Origin of the sequence: Streptomyces yatensis, from assembly GCF_018069625.1 — a bacterium.
GTDB lineage: Bacteria > Actinomycetota > Actinomycetes > Streptomycetales > Streptomycetaceae > Streptomyces > Streptomyces yatensis.
In genome coordinates this window covers 8,777,313-8,794,529 of the sequence record NZ_CP072941.1, presented here as the reverse complement: position 1 = coordinate 8,794,529, position 17,217 = coordinate 8,777,313, and the positions used below count along the sequence as shown (strand labels likewise).

The following is a 17,217-nucleotide window of genomic DNA, read 5'->3' as shown; positions in this document are numbered from 1 at the left end:
GAACGTCGCCTGAGTATATTGGCTGACAGCCAGCCAACGCAGGAGTTTCAGCATGGTCCCCCGAAGCCCGTCGGTCAATGAGGAGTTGCGCCGCCGATCCCAGGCCCGTCTGCTGGAGGCGACGGTCGAGCTGGTCGACGAGCACGGCTACGAGGCGACCACCCTCGCCGATATCGCCGACCGGGCCGGGGCGGCCCGCGGCCTGGTCTCGTACTACTTCCCGGGCAAGCGGCAGCTGCTGCAGACGGCCGTCCACCGGCTGATGCACATGGAGCTGGCCCGGGGGCTCGAGCGGGAGCCGCGCCCGGAGGGCGAGGAGACCGGGCGGGAGCTGCTGGCGCGGGCGATCGACGCGATCCTGGGGCTGGCCCGGGACCGGCCGCGGCTGATGCGGACGCATATGGCGGGGATCCTCACGGCCGAGGGCTTCATCCAGTGCCCCGAGCAGCAGCGGCTGGCCGGTCTGCTGCGGGACACCGTCACGCGGTACGGCTCCGAGGACCCCGAGACCGACTACCGGCTGCTGCGCGCCCTGCTGATGGGCGCGGTGGTCGCGGTGCTGCTGCCGGGGGCGCCGATGCCGCCCGAGCGGCTGCGGGCGGAGCTGTTCCACCGCTACGGACTCGACTGGGAGCTCGGCCTCCCGCCGGGCGAGGAGCCGCCCGACGGGAGCCACGCTGGGACGAACTGACGGGCACTCAGCGGTAGTCGGGCTGCGTCTGCGCGTTGAGCTCGCGCAGCCGGACCGACGCGGCGCTGTCGGTGCGCCGGTCGTGGATCTTCAGGACATCGAAGCCCTTGTCGATGTCGTTGGAGTAGATGTAGCCGTTGTAGTAGTACGCGGACCAGGAGCCGCCGGTGATGAGCGTGTCGCTGGAGAGCGGCCCGCGCTCGAAGTAGCCGATCTCCTTGGGCTTGTCGGAGTCGGTGAAGTCCCAGACGGAGACGCCGCCCTGGTACCACGCCTGGACCATGATGTCGCGGCCCTTGGCCGGGATCAGCGAGCCGTTGTGGGCGACGCAGTTCTCGGTGTCGGCCTGGTGGCGCGGGATCTTGTAGTAGCTCCGGAAGACCAGCTTGCGCTTGTCCCCCTTGCCGACGATGTCGTAGATGCCGTCGGCGCCGCGGTCCTGGCCCACCTCGGTGTTGCAGGTCGCGGCGACGCCGCCACCCAGCTCATCGGTGAACACGACCTTGGTGCCGCGCTCGTTGAAGGTCGCCGAGTGCCAGAAGGCGAAGTTGACGTTGTCCTCGACCCGGTCGATGACCCGCGGCTTCGCGGGGTCGGCGATGTCGAGCAGGACCCCGTCGCCCATGCACGCGCCCGCCGCCAGCTTCAGCTTGGGGAACGTGGTGAGGTCATGGCAGCCGGTGGTCTGCGAGACGCCGGGGTTGGTGGGCCCGCCGGGGTTTCCGCCGTCCGGGAAGAGCACGGGGAAGTCGATGACCGCGGCCTTCTCGGGCGCCTTACGGGGCACCTTGATGACGGAGATGCCGTCATGCGGGGGCTGGCAGTCCGGGAAGGTGGCGCTGGGCGCGTACGAGGAGACGTAGATGTACACGTCCTTGCGCTCGGGCACCAGGGTGTGGGTGTGCGAACCGCAGGAGGTCTCGACGGCGGCGACGTACCGCGGGTTCCGCTTGTCGCTGATGTCGAAGACCTTCATGCCCTCCCACGAGGACTTCTCGGTCGCGGGCTGGGTGGTGCTGGTGCAGGAGTTGTCGCTGCACGAGGAGTCGGTGGAGAGGAAGAGCAGGTCTCCTGAGACCGACACATCGTTCTGCGAGCCCGGGCAGAGCACCTGGCTCACGATCTTCGGGCTCTTCGGCCGGCTGATGTCGTAGATGACAAAGCCGTCGTAGTTGCCCGCGAAGGCGTACGTGCCCTGGAAGGCCAGGTCGGAGTTGACGCCCTTGAGGTCCTGCTTGGGGATGTTGGTGAGGTGGCTGACATTGTCGCTGTGGACCACCTGGTCCACCCCGGGGATGTCGCCGTTCTCGATGGCCGCCCTGGCTTCGGACTGCTGACTCTTCGTCACCCGCTCCTTGTGCGGGGCGTCACCGGGGTCGGGCGTCGCGGCCGCCGGGCCCGCGGCCAGCAAGGTGGCCACCAGACCGAAGGCGGCCGCGGCCGCGCCGAGATATCTGCGCCGCTGCGGAGGTCTTTCCCACGGCTTCACTGCGTCCTCCCTTTGTCGCCGTCCCCGTTCGGAGTTGAACGGTTGACGGACCGGGGGAAGTATCGCTCTATCCATGTACACCACAACAGGTAGCAACATGTTCGTAAAGAGAATTTCCCAACGCGCCCGGCACGGGCGCGCCGCTGACGTGCTAAGACGGTCTGCGGATCCCAAGCGCCCCAGGAGGCCACGGTGTTGAACCGCCGTACGACGCTCCACACCGCATCCCTCGCGGCCGCCGTGGCGGCGGCCCTGGCACTCGTCCTGACCGGCTGTGACGCGGAGAGCGACGGCGGGGCCGGCGCCGGGAAGGGCAAGGACGGGAAGCCCGCGGTGATCGCGCCGGGCAAACCCGGCGAGGCGGCGAAGAAGCTGTCGGCCGAGGAGGCGGCGAAGGCGGGCGACGACGACTCCCCCAACACCGCCGACCGCTCCTACGTCCGCATGATGATCGAGCACCACGCACAGGCCCTGGTGATGACCGACCTCGCCGACGACCGGGCCGAGTCGGCGAAGGTCAAGCGGCTCGCGGAGCGCATCGCGGCCGGGCAGAAGCCGGAGATCGAGGCGATGCGCGCCTGGCAGAAGACCAACGGCGGCGCGCCGAAGGGCGACGACGGCGCCCATGAGGGCCATGACGCGAAGATGCCGGGGATGGCCACCGCGGCCGAGCTCAAGCGGCTGCGCGACGCCGAGGGCGCCGACTTCGACGCGCTCTTCCTCAAGCTGATGATCGCCCACCACCGGGGCGCGGTCTCCATGGCCACGGATGTGCTGGCCCAGGGGAACAACGTCCGGGTGGAGGAGATGGCGGGCGATGTGATCGCGCAGCAGAGCAGCGAGATCCGGCGGATGCTGCAGATGTCGTAGGCAGACAGCCGTAGCCGGTATTCGTAGCCGGATCTCGTATGCGTAGGCGGATCTCGTAGCGGGACGTCCACGGGCGTACGGGGCCGTGCGGGGCCGTTGGGTCCGGATCTCGTCGAACCGGGCTCGCGGCGCGCTCGCGGATCCGTGGACCGGTGGCCGGGAGGCGTCATCCGGGCCGGTCCCCCGGCGCGTAGTGCCGGACACGGCGCCCCGCCGAGTGGGATGCTGGAGACATCCTGCGGAAGGGGCTCCCTCGTGCTTCGCGTCGCGGTCGTCGGATCCGGGCCGAGCGGGGTGTACGCCGCCCAAGCGCTCGTCCAGCAGCAGGCTGTCCCCGAGGTGTCGGTGCATGTGCTGGACCGGTTGCCCTGTCCGTACGGGCTGGTGCGCTACGGTGTCGCGCCCGACCACGAGAAGATCAAGTCGCTGCAGCACACGCTGCGCGCGGTCCTGGAGCACCCCCGGGTCAGTTTTCTCGGCCATGTGCATGTGGGCCCGCCCCCGCTCGTGCCCGAGCGGCTGCTGGAGCTCTACCACGCGGTGGTCTACTGCGTGGGGGCCGCGACCGACCGGCGGCTCGGCGTTCCCGGCGAGGAGCTGCCGGGCAGCTTCTCCGCGACCGACTTCGTCTCCTGGTACAGCGCCCATCCCGACGCGACCGGCGACGCCTTCGCGCTGGGGGCGGACTCCGCCGTCGTCGTCGGGGTGGGCAATGTCGCGGTGGACGTGGCGCGCATCCTGGCCCGCGGGGCGGAGGAGCTGCGGCCCACCGATGTGCCGCACGCCGCCCTCGGGACGCTGTCCCAGAGCCGGGTCTCGGACATCCATATGGTCGGCAGGCGCGGGCCGTCGCAGGCGAAGTTCACCACCAAGGAGCTGCGTGAGCTGGGCTCGCTGACCGGCGCCGAGGTGCTGGTGCGCCCCGAGGAGCTGGCGCTGGACCCGGGTTACGCGGATCCGTCGGGCCTGCCGGGGGCCAACCGGCGCAATGTCGAGGTGCTGCGCGACTGGGCGCGGCGCGCGCCCGTGGGCCGGCCGCGCCGGATCCATCTGCGGTTCTTCCTGCGGCCGGTGGCGCTGCTGGGCGAGGGCGCGGTGCGCGCGGTGCGCTTCGAGCGGACCGCGCCGGACGGGCGCGGCGGGGTCGCGGGCACCGGGGTCTTCGAGGACATCGAGGCGCCGCTGGTGCTGCGGTCGGTGGGCTACCGGGGTGTGCCCCTGCCGGGGCTGCCGTTCGACGAGGAGCGCGGCACGGTCCCCAACGCGGCGGGGCGGGTGCTGCGCGGCGGCGAGCCCTCGTCCGGGGAGTACGTGGCGGGGTGGATCAAGCGCGGGCCGACCGGGGTGATCGGCACCAACCGGCCGTGCGCGAAGGAGACCGTGGCCTCGCTGCTGGCCGACGCGGAGGCACTCGCCACCCGCCCGGTGGTGGCGGATCCGCTGCGGGCGTTGCGCGAGGCGGGGGTGGAGCCGGTGGAGTGGACCGGCTGGCTGCGGATCGAGGCGGCCGAGGAGGCGCTCGGGGCGGCGCTGGGGCGTACGAAGGTGAAGATTCCGGACTGGACGGGGCTGCTGGGCGCGGCGCGCGAGCAGGACTGAACCGGGCGGGGCGTCGGCCGGGCTTCGCCGGCGGTCCTCGGGTCCGCGCTGTCAGAAGGGTTGACACAGGGCGGCAACACCCCTGAAATCAACAGATTGTTTAAGCCCTCTACGGTCGCGTCACCCAGATCCGCCGCCCATCCCGCCGCCCATCCCGTCGACCGTCCCGTCGACCATTCCGTCGCTCATCCCGTCGCCGCGCGAGGAGCCGCCATGACGTCCGTACGTCCTCCCGTGTCCATACGTCATCCCGTGGACGAGGTGCCGCCGCCCGGTCGGCTCGCCGCGTTCGGACTGCAGCATGTGCTGGCCATGTACGCGGGTGCGGTGGCCGTGCCGCTGATCGTCGGTGGCGCGATGAAGCTGTCGCCCGCCGATCTGGCGTATCTCATCAACGCCGATCTGCTGCTGTGCGGTATCGCCACGGTGCTGCAGTGCGTGGGGCTGTGGCGGTTCGGCGTCCGGCTGCCGATCATGCAGGGCTGCACCTTCGCGGCGGTCACCCCGATGGTGCTGATCGGCACCGAGGGCGGCGGGCTGCGCGCGATCTACGGTTCGGTGATCGTGGCCGGGGTGGCGATGATCCTGCTGGCGCCGGTCTTCGGGCGGCTGCTGCGGTTCTTCCCGCCGCTGGTGACCGGCACGGTGATACTGATCATCGGCCTCTCGCTGCTGCCGGTCGCGGGCAACTGGGCGGCCGGCGGCCAGGGCGCGGCGGACTTCGGCGCGCCGAAGAACCTGGGCCTGGCCGCCGGAGTGCTGGTCGTGGTCCTGACCGTGCAGCGCTTCGCACCCGGCTTCCTGAGCCGGGTCGCGGTGCTGGTGGGGATCGTGGCCGGGACGGCGGCCGCGATACCGCTGGGCTTCACCGACTTCTCCGGGGTGGGCGATGCCGACTGGATCGGTGTCTCCACCCCGTTCCATTTCGGCTCCCCCACGTTCGAGACGCCCGCCGTGGTGTCCATGCTGGTCGTCGCGCTGGTGACGATGACCGAGACCACCGGCGACTTCATCGCGGTGGGCGAGATGACCGGGCGCCCGGTCGACAGGCGGCGGCTGGGCGACGGGCTGCGCGCGGACGGCGCCGCGACCGTGCTCGGCGGGGTGTTCAACACCTTCCCGTACACCGCCTTCGCGCAGAACGTCGGCCTGGTGGGGATGACCCGGGTGCGCAGCCGCTGGGTGGTGGCGGCCGCGGGCGGCCTGCTGGTGCTGCTCGGGCTGGCCCCGAAGCTGGGCGCGGTGGTGGCGGCGATCCCGGCCCCGGTGCTGGGCGGGGCGGGGCTGGTGATGTTCGGTACGGTCGCGGCGAGCGGGCTGCGCACGCTGGCCGGGGTGGATTTCCGGGACAACCACAACCTCACCGTGGTCGCGGTGTCGGTCGCCGTGGGGCTGCTGCCGGTCGGCGTGCCGGGGATCTACCGGGAGTTCCCGAACTGGTTCCAGACGGTGATGGACAGCGGGATCAGCGCCGGGTGCGTCACCGCGATCGCGCTCAATCTGCTCTTCAACCACCTGCCGGGCGGGCGGGATTCAGCCCCGGTCGCCGCCGAGGCGTCCCTCCTGGAGAGCCGCGGCGGCGAGGACGCTGTCGAGCAGACCGGGGAACAGCGCGTCTAGGTCCTCGCGGCGCAGCGCGTTCATCTTGGCGGTGCCCCGGTAGATCTGATGGATCACTCCGGATTCGCGCAGCACCCGGAAGTGGTGGGTGGTGGTGGACTTGCTCACCGGCAGGTCGATGACCGAGCAGGTCAGCTCGGCGGACTCCTCGGCAAGCGTCCGCACCACCCGCATCCGCATGGGGTCGGAGAGCGCGTGCAGCACATCCTCGAGGCGGATCGCCTCGCGCCGTGGATGCTCCATCGAGCGCCCCGTCGCCTGTGGCTGGGGCCCGGTCGACGTGGTCTGCGTCTGCACGGCTGCTCCTCATCGCCTCGTTCGGTGACCTCCAGTGTAGTTTGACGATCGCCGTACTACTTCGGGCCAGGAGGGAACGGTGGTGATCCGGCTTACCGGACCGCGCGGTGGTACTGGTCCGGATTGCGCACCTGGCCGCCCAGTTCGGTCGCCGCGCGGCGGGCGAAGTAGGGGTCCCGGAGCAGCTCGCGGCCCAGCAGGACGGCGTCCGCCTCACCGTTGGTGACGATCTTCTCGGCCTGCTCCGCCTCGGTGATCAGCCCGACCGCGGCGACCGGCAGCCCGGTCTCCCGGCGCACCCGCTCGGCGAACCGCACCTGGTAGCCCGGCCCCGTCGGAATGCGCACACCGGCGGCGTTGCCACCGCTGGAGACGTCGAGAAGGTCCACGCCGTGGTCCTTCAGCAGGGCGGCGAGCCGGACGGTGTCCTCCGGGGTCCAGCCGTTCTCCTCCAGCCAGTCGGTGGCCGAGATGCGGAAGAACAGCGGCAGGTCCTCCGGCCAGACCTCGCGGACCGCGTCGACGACCTCCAGGGCGAAGCGGACGCGGTTCTCGAAGGAGCCGCCGTAGCCGTCGGTGCGGCGGTTGCTGTGCGGGGAGAGGAACTCGTGGACGAGGTAGCCATGGGCGCCATGGACCTCGGCCACCTCGAAACCGGCCGCGAGCGCCCGCCGTGCGGCGTCCGCGAACTGGCGGGTGATCTCGCCGATCCGCTCCACGGACAGCTCCTCCGGCACCGGATGGCCCTCGTCGAACGGAATCGGGCTCGGCGCCAGCGTCCGCCAGCTCCCCTGGTCGGCGGCGAGCGGCGCACCACCCCGCCAGGGGGCGTCGGTGGACGCCTTACGGCCGGCATGGGCGAGCTGAATGCCCGGGACGGCGCCCTGCCCCTTGAGGAAGCCGACGATCTTACGGAACGCCTCGACCTGCGTGTCGTTCCAGATGCCGAGGTCTCCGGGGGTGATGCGGCCTTCGGCGGAGACGGCCGTCGCCTCGACCAGGATCAGCCCGGTGCCACCGGTGGCGCGGGCGCCGTAGTGGACGAAGTGCCAGTCGTGCGGGACCCCGGCACCCTCGGCCCCATCCGCGCTGTACTGGCACATGGGTGACATCCAGAGGCGGTTGGGGATGGTCAGCGACCGCAGGGTGAAGGGCTCGAAGAGGGCACTCATGAACGTCTCCGTTTCTCCTCGCGGGGCCCGGCCGGACCGCGCGGTAGTACGGTAACCACCGTAGTACGACGATCGTCAAATTACGAAACCCTTCGTACGAGCACCCCTGGTCCCCCGCCCGGCACTCACGCCCATGACCTGCGGCGACACGGACACCCTCAGATATATGCGGATGCGCTCCCTCCGGTTGTCGGTGGTCGGGTGCAGACTCTGTGATGCCGGACACATCACCTTCCCCTCCGCCGATCCGCTCGCCGATTCCATCGCCTTTCGTTCCGCCGTCCTCCGGCACCCGCATCCGCACCCGCACCCGCACTCCAAGGAGTGAGCCGTCATGAACGATGTCCTGCTCGCCGTCGGCACCCGCAAGGGACTCTTCCTCGGTCGCCGCGGCGGCCGAGGGGGCTGGGACTTCACCGGCCCCCACTTCCCCATGCAGGCGGTCTACTCCGTCGGCATCGACACCCGGGGCGACCGCCCCCGGCTGCTGGCCGGTGCGGACAGCTCGCACTGGGGCCCCTCGGTCTTCCGCTCCGACGACCTCGGGGGCACCTGGCACGAGCCCGCCAAGCCCGCGGTGAAGTTCCCCGAGGGCACCGACACCTCGCTGGAGCGGGTGTGGCAGCTGCAGCCCACAGGGCCGGACGAGCCGGAGGTGGTCTACGCGGGCACCCAGCCGGGCGCGCTGTTCCGCTCCGAGGACGGCGGGGAGACCTTCGCGTTCGTCCGCGGCCTGTGGGACCACCCCCAACGGCCGGAGTGGGGCGAGGGGTTCGGCGGGCAGGCCGTGCACACGGTCGTCCCCGATCCGCGGGACCCACGGGCGCTCATGGTCGCCGTGTCCTCCGGCGGGGTGTACCGCTCCGCGGACGGCGGGGAGAGCTGGGCGCCGTCCAACATCGGGCTCAAGGCGGATTTCCTGCCGGATCAGTACCCGGAGTTCGGGCAGTGCGTCCACAAGGTCGCGCGGGACCCGGTCGACCTCGACCGGCTCTATCTGCAGAACCACGGCGGGGTGTACCGCAGCGACGACGGCGGGGCGCACTGGGCCGAGATCGGCAAGGACCTCCCGGCGGACTTCGGCTTCGCGGTCGCCGTCCATCCGCGCCGCAGCGGCGTCGCGTACGTCTTCCCCGTCAACGACGGCTCGGACCGCTACCCCCCGGGCTTCCGCTGCCGGGTGTTCCGCACCGAGGACGCGGGCGCCACCTGGGAGGAGCGCTCCGCCGGGATGCCGGACGAGCTGCACTACGGGGTGGTGCTGAGGGACGCGCTGCGCACCGATGACGCCGATCCGGTCGGGGTCTACCTCGGCAATCGCAACGGCGAGGTGTACGCGAGCGCCGACGAGGGAGAGAGCTGGCGGCAGATCGCCCGCCATCTCCCCGATGTGCTGTGTGTCCGGGCCGCGGTGATCGGCTGAAGTGATCGCGAGCGTATTCGGCCGGGCGATTTGCTGGGAGTGATCGGCTGAGAGTGATCGGGAGGCGGCACGCGGCCACTCGCTGAGCCACTAGAGTGACGCGGTGTGGCAGCACGACCCTTGAATGACATTGTGGAAGCGGGCTGGGCCAAGGCACTTGAGCCCGTCGAGGAACGCATCGCGGCGATGGGCGACTTCCTGCGGGCCGAGATCGCGGCAGGCCGTACCTATCTGCCCGCCGGGCCGAATGTGCTGCGCGCCTTCCAGCAGCCCTTCGACGAGGTGAAGGTGCTGATCGTGGGTCAGGATCCGTATCCGACGCCCGGACACGCGGTGGGGCTCAGCTTCTCGGTGGCACCCGAGGTCCGGCCGCTCCCCGGCAGCCTGGAGAACATCTACCGCGAGCTGCACACCGACCTCGGTCTGCCGCGCCCGTCCAACGGCGATCTGACGCCCTGGACCCAGCAGGGCGTCCTGCTGCTCAACAAGGCGCTCACCACGGCCCCGCGCCGGCCCGCCGCCCACCGCGGCAAGGGCTGGGAGGAGGTCACCGAGCAGGCCATCCGGGCGCTGGCCGGGCGCGGCCGCCCCCTGGTGTCCATCCTGTGGGGCCGCGACGCCCGCAACGTCCGGCCGCTGCTGGGCAGCCTTCCGGCGGTCGAGTCCGCGCACCCCTCCCCCATGTCCGCCGACCGGGGGTTCTTCGGCTCACGTCCGTTCAGCCGCGCCAACGACCTGCTCGTACAGCAGGGGGCCCAACCCGTGGACTGGCGCCTTCCCTGACCCCATCGTTCCAGGTGGGCGACGGGTAGTCTGCCCGCCATGACATCACATCCGAACACCCCTGCGGGCTGGTACGCAGACCCCCAGGGGACGCCCAACCAGCTGCGCTGGTGGGACGGTGCCCAGTGGACCGCGCATACGCACCAGGGCCAGCCCGGCCAGGCCCCTCCGACGCAGGCCGCGCCGCCCAACCCCAACCCCGCCAGGGTCCAGCACCAGGTGCAGCAGCAGGCACATGTGGGGCCCACGATGGGCGGCGGCGGCACGCTGTTCACCGAACCGGTGCTGGTGGTGAACCAGAAGGCCAAGCTGATCGAGCTCACCAATGAGTACAGCGTCTTCGACCAGCAGGGACGCACTCTCGGTTCGGTGGTCCAGGTCGGCCAGAGCACGCTGAAGAAGGTCGCGCGGTTCGTCTCGAGCCTCGACCAGTTCATGACGCACAAGCTGGAGATCCGCGACGCCAACGGGCAGCCGCATCTGGTGCTCACCCGGCCCGCGAAGTTCATCAAGTCCAAGGTGGTGGTGACCCGCCCGGACGGACAGCCGGTCGGCGAGATCGTCCAGCAGAACGTCATCGGCAAGATCAACTTCGGCATGCTCGTCAACGGCCAGCAGGTCGGCGCCATCAAGGCGGAGAACTGGCGGGCCTGGAACTTCGCCATCGTCGACCACACGGACAGCGAGGTCGCCCGGATCACCAAGACCTGGGAGGGCCTGGCGAAGACGATGTTCACGACGGCGGACAACTATGTGCTGCAGATCCACCGGCAGCTGCCCGATCCGCTGCTGAGCCTGGTGATCGCCACGGCCCTCACCGTGGACACCGCGCTCAAGCAGGACTCGCGCGGATTCGGCTGAGCCGGTGAGCGACACGGTGCCCGACGGTGCGATGCCCGACGATGCGGTGACGCATGTGCTCGGGATCGATTCGGGTGGTTCCGGCGTACGGGTGGCGGTGGCACGCGTAGCCGCTCCCGGCGGCCCCGCGGAGCAGTCACCGACTCGATCCTCGCCACCGACCTGGTCCCCTTCACCGCCCTGGCCCCCGTCACCGACTTGGTCCACGTCACCGACTTGGTCCTCGCCACTTACGTGGTCCTCGTCCACCCCCGCCGCCGTCGGCGACCGGGGCATCGCCGCGGAGAGCCTGCTGGCGCGGGTCATGCCCGCCGCCCAGGAGTTGCTGCGCGAGGCCGGGGCCCGGCGTCTCGGCGCGGTCTGTGTCGGCGCGGCGGGCATGGCCACACTCGGCGACGATCTGCGCGCCAGGCTTCCGGACGCGCTGGCCGAAGCCTTCGGCGTACGGCGACTCGCCCTGGCGGCCGACGCGGTGACCGCCTACGCCGGGGCGTTGGGACAGCGTCCCGGCGCCGTGGTCGCGGCGGGGACGGGCCTGATCGCGCTGGGCGCGGTGCCCGAGGGCTTCGTCGGTGGGGTGGCCGGCACGGACGGTGATTCCGGTGCGGACGGCGCGTCCGGCGCGGGCCGCGTGCCCGGCGCGGACGGCGTGTCCCCCACGGACGGCGTGTCCCCCACGGACGGCCTGCGCGACGCGCACGGCTCAGCCCGTACGGACACCGCCTCGGCCACGGGTGCCACGGGCGGCGACACCCTCTGGGCCACCGGCGGCTGGCGGCGCGCCGACGGCTGGGGCCATCTGCTGGGCGACTGCGGCGGCGGCGCGTGGATCGGCCGGGCGGGCCTGGAGGCGGCCATGCGCGCGTACGACGGGCGCGAGGGCGGCTCGAAGCCGCTGCTGGCCCGTCTGGAGGCAGTGTTCGGCCCGGCGACCGGGCTGCCGGGGCAGCTGTACCCGCGCCCCGACCGCCCCGCCGTCCTGGCCTCGTTCGCCCCCGAGGTGGGCCGGTGCGCCGGCGAGGATCCGGTCGCGGAAGCGATTCTGCGGGCGGCCGCCCGCCATATCGCCGAGGCCGCGGAGGCGGTCTGCCCCCGGCTGGAGTCGAGCGAGGTGGCGCTCACCGGCGGGCTGTTCCGGATGGGCGCGCCGCTGCTGACGCCCGTGCGCGAGGAGCTGGCCGCGCGGCTGCCCGGGGTCGGGATCACGGAGGCGGCCGGGGATCCGCTGGACGGGGCGCTGTGCGTCGCGGCGGCGCTGGCGTCGGACGGACTGCGGCTGCCCCGGGACCCGGCGCTGCTCAGCATCGTCTGAGCACCGCCCCGTACGGGCACGCCGCAGGGCTTCCAGGCCGCAGGGCTTCCGACGCGGGCCCCAACCCGTGGCTCCGTCGCGAAGCGCCAACCCGTAGCCCCAACCCGTAGCCGCGCCCCCGTGGCTCCCGGCACGGGTGTCCCATATGGGCGCTCAGCATGGGCGCCCAGTATGGGATTCCATGACCGGCAATTCCGGACACATGGTCGATTCTTCGATCAAGTATGGCCGCTGAACGCACATCACCGCACAACACCAGTTGACAAAATGGGGCAGATGCCCCCAGTCACACCCTCCCGAACAGCCGAGCCCATGGAGCGACTAACATGCGGCGCCATGAGCTCCCCCACAGGGCCCGCGTCCGGCCTGCCTGTACGAATGCCACGTCCCCGCCAGTCCGGACGGCACCGCCGACCGGAGGCCGCCGCCGCGCCTCTCGGCGCACCTCCGCTGGTGCTGGCCGTCCCGGGCGCCCCGAGCGACGGTGCCCGGCGCCTTGCCGAGGACCTGGTGAGCATCGCCCGCTCCGAGATGCCCGGGCTCGACGCTCAGATCGGTTTCCTGGACGGGGACGGCCAGGAGTACCCGCAGCTCGAGGCCGTGCTCACCCGTGCCGCCCAGGAGAACCCCGAGCGTCTGCGACAGGCGGCCGAGGCCGCCAAGGCCCTCGCCGACGAGGCGGCGGAGGCGATCGCCGCGGCCGAGGCCGCGGGCGAGGTCGTCGACGAGGTCCCGTCCGTCCCCACGGTCCCCACGGACGGTCCGGCGGCCGTCGTGGTCCCGCTGCTCGCGGGCCCGGACAGCGCACAGCTGCGCCGGATACGCCAGGCCGTGATGAGCAGCGGCTCCGCGGCCGAACTCACCGACGTCCTCGGCCCGCATCCGCTGCTCGCCGAGGCCCTGCACGTGCGTCTGTCGGAGGCGGGCCTGGCCCGCGCCGACCGCGCCCGTCTCTTCACGGTCGCGACCGCCGCGGACGGCATCATCCTCGCCACGGTCGGCGGCGAGGAGGCGGCCCAGGCCGGTGGCATCACCGGCATGCTGCTCTCCGCGCGCCTCGCGGTGCCGGTGATGGCGGCGGCGCTGGACGTGGACGGGGCCGTCCTCCGCGTCGCCGAGCAGCTGCGCTCGGCCGGCTCCGCCCGGCTCGCCCTCGCGCCGTACCTGATCGGCCCGGAGGTCTCCGCCGAGCTGATCTCGGCGGCAGCCGAGGAGGCGGGCTGCGCGGCGGCCGAGGCGCTGGGCGACTACCCGGCCGTGGGGAAGCTGGTGCTGGCGAAGTACGCGGCGGCGCTGGGCATCACGCTGCAGCAGGCGTCACCGGCGATGCGCTGACACCGCGCACAACGGAGCAAGGCACGAGAAAGCGGGGGCGGTGACCGTCGAGGTCACCGCCCCGCTCGTATCCGAAAGCCCCCGTATCCACCGGGCCCGTATCCGCCGGGCCCGCACCGGGCCCGCATCCGCCCGGGCCCGCATCCGCCCGGCGAACGTCAGCCGAAGACCACACAGGACGCCGCCGGAGCCGGGACCGAACCGCCACGACGCGGCACCCCCGTCGAGGGGTCGATGTCGAACCAGGTGACATCGCCCGAGCGCTCATTGGACACATAGAGCCGGCGTCCCGACGGGTCGAGCGTCAGATCGCGGGGCCAGTGGCCGCCACAGGGCGTGGTGGTGACCAGCTCCATGCGGTCGCCGGGCGCGTCGAGGGCGAGCGTCGCGATGCTGTCGTGACCGCGGTTGGTGGCCCATACGAAACGGCCGTCCCCGGAGACCACGACCTCGGCGGGGTAGGTTTCGACGTCCGTACCGTCAGGGATCAGACGGGTCTCGCCCAGCGGTTCGAGAACGCCGGACGCCGCGTCCCAGCGGCAGGCCGTGATCGTCGGATCGAGCTCGTTGATGACATACACGCGGTCGCCACGCGGATGGAACGCCAGATGGCGCGGACCGCTCCCCGGGCGCAGCCGGACCTCGTGGTGCGGACGCGGCCCGGGCAGCGCGTACACCTGGACCGCGTCGATCCCCAGGTCGACGGCGAGCAGCCAGCCGCCCGACGGATCGGGCGCCACGGCGTGGGCATGCGGCCCCTCCTGCCGCTCCGGATGCGGTCCGCTGCCCTCGTGCCGCAGCACGGCGGCCGGCTCCCCGAGCCGGCCGTCCTCCAGCACCGGCAGCGCGGTGACGCTGCCGGAACCGTAGTTGGCGGTCAGCAGCTGCCCACCGGCGAGCGCGAGATGGGTGGGCGCCGCGCCCCGCACCGGCACGGGCTCACCGAGCAGCGCGGGCGGATCCTGCGTGACGTCCAGCGCGGCCGCCGCCCCGTCCTCGGTCTCGCTCACCGCGTACAGCACGCGCCCGTCGGGGGCGAGCGCCAGATAGGACGGGTTGACGACCACGTCCGTGGAATTCCGGATCCGCAGCGCACCCGTCTGGTCGTCGACATCCGCGACGGTGATCCCGGCACCGCCCGCCCCAGTGAAGGACCCGATATACGCCCGCAACCCACTCCCACTCGCGCCCACCGCACTACCCTTCCGCCGACTCCGGTTCCGGTACCGCTCGGGGCCGACGGTAACAGAGCGGTCTAGACCAACGCTGATCCGTCGCGGACACGCGGGTCGCTCCCTACGCCTGGCGCAGATCGACGGCGTCCAGCGACAGGCGACGGCCGCCGCCAAGGTGGTCGACACCCAGACCCCGGCGTCGATCCAGCCGACCACTGACAAACTCATCTCGATGACAAAAACCAATGAGCCAGGCCCCCTCCGCCGGATCTGGCGCAATCGCCCGCTCAGGTTCACGCTGATCGGGCTGATGTGTCTCGCGCTCCCCGCGGGGTGCATCGGGGTGATGAACGCGGTGTCGGGCGAGTGCCTGCGGGCCAATATCAAGGTCTCCGAATCCGTTCTGCCAGGGACGTACCGGGGCCCCGACGGGATGCGGGTCAGCCTCTACCCCAACGGGGACATCCGGGTGCGCAACTGGCCCTACGACCCGTTCGAGGGGGACGGACGCCACTTCGACGGACAGGGGAGCTGGGCGTACCAGCTGGGCACGACCGTTCCCAGCGAGGAGAAGTTCCCGTATGTCGCGTTGAGCTTCGACGAGAGCGTCTCCGAGGGCGATGCCCCGGTGGAGGACCAGAAACTGATGGTCGGCGGCTCCTCCGAGGAGCCCGTGCTCTTCGAGCAGGACGACCCCGACAGCTGCCCCGACGCGGAGTTCAGGCAGTAGCCGCAGCCGCCCCACCGGGCCCGGAGGCTCCCCCGTGGGCACTGCGGGCCGGACTCTTGGCATGCTGTCCCCATGAGCACCATGCCCGCCGTGATCTTCGACCTGGACGGCACTCTCGTGGACACCGAGCCCCTCTACTACGAGGCGGGGCGGCGGACCCTCGAGCGGTACGGGGTCACCGGCTTCACCTGGGAGGAGCACTCCCAGTTCATCGGGATCGGCACCCGGGAGACCCTGGAGACGCTGCGCGACCGGTACGGCATCGAGGCGTCCGTGGAGGAGCTGCTCGTCGTCAAGAACCGGCACTATCTGGAGCTGGCCGCGGCGACCGAGATCTTTCCCGCGATGCGCACCTTCGTGGAGCGGCTGAGGGCCGCCGGGCATCCGCTGGCGGTTGCCTCCGGTTCCTCCCGCTCGGCGATCGAGACCGCGCTGAAGGCCACGGGGCTGGACGCGCTGCTGCCGGTGTATGTGTCCGCGGAGGATGTCGGGCGGGGCAAGCCGGAGCCGGATGTGTTTCTGGCCGCCGCGCGGCTGCTGTCCGTCGATCCGGGGCGGTGTGTGGTGGTCGAGGACGCCGGTCCGGGGGTGGAGGCGGCGCGGCGGGCGGGGATGCGCTGTATCGCGGTTCCGTATGTGGCCGGGCCGTCGCCGGACGGGGAGCCGTTCGCCTCCGCCGGGCTGCTCTTCCGGGGCGGGCAGCCGGAGTTCGACGCCCAGCGGGCCTACGAGTGGGTCGCGGCCGGCGGTTGAGGCCGTGAGACCATGCGTCGCATGCCCGGACATTCACGGGCATGTCGTAGGAGAGACGGAGGGCGTATGGAAAGACGTGGGGGTAGGGCGATCCGCCGTTGGGGGACGGCGGTCATCGCCTCGGCGGCGGCCTTGACGGTCGCCGTGCCGGCGAACGCGGCCCAGGCCACCGGGGCCAGGAGCGGCCCGTCGGGGGTCAGCGCCAAGGGCGCGTATCTGCTGGACAACAACACCAACAAGCAGCTGTGGGCCAAGGCGGCCGACACCAAGCGGCCGATGGCGAGCACCACCAAGCTCATGACGGCGGTCGTGGTGCTCGACAGCCGGGGTCTCGATCTCGGCAGGAAGGTCACCGTCAAGCAGTCGTACATCGACTACACCGCCCGCGTCGGCGGCAGCAAGGCGGACCTGAAGAAGGGGGACGAGCTCACCGTCAAGCAGCTGCTGTACGGGCTGCTGCTGCCGTCCGGCTGTGACGCGGCGATGGCGCTCGCGGACACCTTCGGCACCGGTGACACCACCGCCAAGCGCACCAAGTCGTTCATCGCGCAGATGAACAAGAAGGCGTCCGCGCTGGGGATGACCAAGTCCCACTACGACACCTTCGACGGCATCTCGCAGGGGGGACAGAACTACACCACGCCCCGCGACATGGCCAAGCTGGCCAGGCACGCGCTGAAGAACTCCACCCTCGGCACGGTCGTCAAGTCGGTCGACACCATCCAGAAGGCCCCGGCCGCCAATGGCAGGACCAGGACGTACTTCTGGAACAACACCAACCGGCTGCTGGGCTCGTACAGCGGCGCGATCGGCATCAAGACGGGCACCGGCACCGCGCCCGGCAGGTGTCTGGTCTTCGCCGCGAAGCGTGACGGACGCACCGTCGTGGGCGTGATCCTCAACGCTCCCAAGCGCTACCCGGACGCGAAGAAGATGCTGGACTGGGCCTTCCGGGCGCACACCAAGGTCACCTGGCGCCAGCTGCCCGAGGGCACGCCCCAGGACTGATCGCGGGACTCATCGCAGGATCCATGGCCCGCGTTCCACGCGGGTGGTGCCCCCGGCCGGATGGCCATCCGGCCGGGGGCACCGGGCCGTAGCGGCGGT

General features: G+C 71.5%; 16 protein-coding genes. 12 read left to right on the top strand and 4 right to left on the bottom strand.

Annotation, left to right across the window (positions count from 1 at the left end; translation table 11 throughout):
• Positions 1 to 52 precede the first annotated feature (52 nt).
• On the top strand, positions 53 to 691 hold the full coding sequence (locus J8403_RS36870) for a TetR/AcrR family transcriptional regulator (RefSeq protein WP_211126958.1): 639 nt from the start codon (positions 53 to 55) through the stop codon (positions 689 to 691).
• A 7-nt stretch (positions 692 to 698) separates the two neighbouring features.
• Here the strand turns inward: J8403_RS36870 and J8403_RS36865 are convergent, their stop codons facing one another.
• Positions 699 to 2,180 carry an LVIVD repeat-containing protein gene (locus J8403_RS36865; protein WP_211126957.1) on the bottom strand — a complete coding sequence of 494 codons (1,482 nt, stop codon included), beginning with the start codon at positions 2,178 to 2,180 and terminating at the stop codon, positions 699 to 701.
• Between the two features lie 192 nt (positions 2,181 to 2,372).
• On the opposite strand from J8403_RS36865, the gene J8403_RS36860 reads away from it, so the two are divergent.
• The 3 genes from J8403_RS36860 to J8403_RS36850 all read left to right on the top strand — a co-directional run bounded on the left by J8403_RS36860 (position 2,373) and on the right by J8403_RS36850 (position 6,269).
• A complete protein-coding gene (locus J8403_RS36860; RefSeq protein ID WP_211126956.1) occupies positions 2,373 to 3,050 on the top strand; it encodes a DUF305 domain-containing protein in 678 nt (225 codons plus the stop codon).
• A gap of 255 nt (positions 3,051 to 3,305) precedes the next feature.
• Complete coding sequence (locus J8403_RS36855; RefSeq protein ID WP_211126955.1) at positions 3,306 to 4,649, top strand: FAD-dependent oxidoreductase; 1,344 nt, start codon at positions 3,306 to 3,308, stop codon at positions 4,647 to 4,649.
• A gap of 213 nt (positions 4,650 to 4,862) precedes the next feature.
• Positions 4,863 to 6,269: a nucleobase:cation symporter-2 family protein gene (locus J8403_RS36850; RefSeq protein ID WP_211126954.1), complete on the top strand. Its 1,407-nt coding sequence runs from the start codon at positions 4,863 to 4,865 to the stop codon at positions 6,267 to 6,269.
• Here the strand turns inward: J8403_RS36850 and J8403_RS36845 are convergent.
• Positions 6,183 to 6,566: an ArsR/SmtB family transcription factor gene (locus J8403_RS36845; protein WP_059149370.1), complete on the bottom strand. Its 384-nt coding sequence runs from the start codon at positions 6,564 to 6,566 to the stop codon at positions 6,183 to 6,185. The genes J8403_RS36850 and J8403_RS36845 overlap by 87 nt on opposite strands.
• 92 nt (positions 6,567 to 6,658) lie before the next feature.
• Positions 6,659 to 7,738, bottom strand: a complete 1,080-nt coding sequence (locus J8403_RS36840) for an NADH:flavin oxidoreductase/NADH oxidase (RefSeq protein ID WP_211126953.1) — start codon at positions 7,736 to 7,738, stop codon at positions 6,659 to 6,661.
• 334 nt (positions 7,739 to 8,072) lie between these two features.
• On the opposite strand from J8403_RS36840, the gene J8403_RS36835 reads away from it, so the two are divergent.
• From J8403_RS36835 to J8403_RS36815, 5 genes are all read left to right on the top strand, one after another.
• Positions 8,073 to 9,161 carry a WD40/YVTN/BNR-like repeat-containing protein gene (locus tag J8403_RS36835; RefSeq protein WP_211126952.1) on the top strand — a complete coding sequence of 363 codons (1,089 nt, stop codon included), beginning with the start codon at positions 8,073 to 8,075 and terminating at the stop codon, positions 9,159 to 9,161.
• Positions 9,162 to 9,266: 105 nt separating this feature from the next.
• Positions 9,267 to 9,944: a uracil-DNA glycosylase gene (locus J8403_RS36830; protein WP_211126951.1), complete on the top strand. Its 678-nt coding sequence runs from the start codon at positions 9,267 to 9,269 to the stop codon at positions 9,942 to 9,944.
• A gap of 39 nt (positions 9,945 to 9,983) precedes the next feature.
• Positions 9,984 to 10,805, top strand: coding sequence for an LURP-one-related family protein (locus J8403_RS36825; RefSeq protein WP_093468694.1), 822 nt, complete (start codon positions 9,984 to 9,986; stop codon positions 10,803 to 10,805).
• Between the two features lie 304 nt (positions 10,806 to 11,109).
• Positions 11,110 to 12,117: a BadF/BadG/BcrA/BcrD ATPase family protein gene (locus J8403_RS36820; protein ID WP_246586172.1), complete on the top strand. Its 1,008-nt coding sequence runs from the start codon at positions 11,110 to 11,112 to the stop codon at positions 12,115 to 12,117.
• 336 nt (positions 12,118 to 12,453) lie between these two features.
• Positions 12,454 to 13,452 (top strand): sirohydrochlorin chelatase family protein, encoded by a 999-nt coding sequence (locus tag J8403_RS36815; RefSeq protein ID WP_161562305.1) that lies wholly within the window; start codon positions 12,454 to 12,456, stop codon positions 13,450 to 13,452.
• A 158-nt stretch (positions 13,453 to 13,610) separates the two neighbouring features.
• Here the strand turns inward: J8403_RS36815 and J8403_RS36810 are convergent, their stop codons facing one another.
• The gene (locus tag J8403_RS36810) at positions 13,611 to 14,645 is read right to left on the bottom strand and encodes a lactonase family protein (RefSeq protein ID WP_211126950.1); all 1,035 of its coding nucleotides are present in this window, start codon (positions 14,643 to 14,645) and stop codon (positions 13,611 to 13,613) included.
• A 214-nt stretch (positions 14,646 to 14,859) separates the two neighbouring features.
• Here J8403_RS36810 and J8403_RS36805 point away from each other — a divergent pair, with 214 nt between their 5' ends.
• The 3 genes from J8403_RS36805 to J8403_RS36795 all read left to right on the top strand — a co-directional run bounded on the left by J8403_RS36805 (position 14,860) and on the right by J8403_RS36795 (position 17,118).
• Complete coding sequence (locus tag J8403_RS36805) at positions 14,860 to 15,357, top strand: hypothetical protein (RefSeq protein WP_211126949.1); 498 nt, start codon at positions 14,860 to 14,862, stop codon at positions 15,355 to 15,357.
• Positions 15,358 to 15,429: 72 nt separating this feature from the next.
• A complete protein-coding gene (locus tag J8403_RS36800; protein WP_211126948.1) occupies positions 15,430 to 16,110 on the top strand; it encodes an HAD family hydrolase in 681 nt (226 codons plus the stop codon).
• A 66-nt stretch (positions 16,111 to 16,176) separates the two neighbouring features.
• Positions 16,177 to 17,118, top strand: coding sequence for a D-alanyl-D-alanine carboxypeptidase family protein (locus J8403_RS36795; protein WP_211126947.1), 942 nt, complete (start codon positions 16,177 to 16,179; stop codon positions 17,116 to 17,118).
• The last annotated feature ends 99 nt before the right edge of the window (positions 17,119 to 17,217 follow it).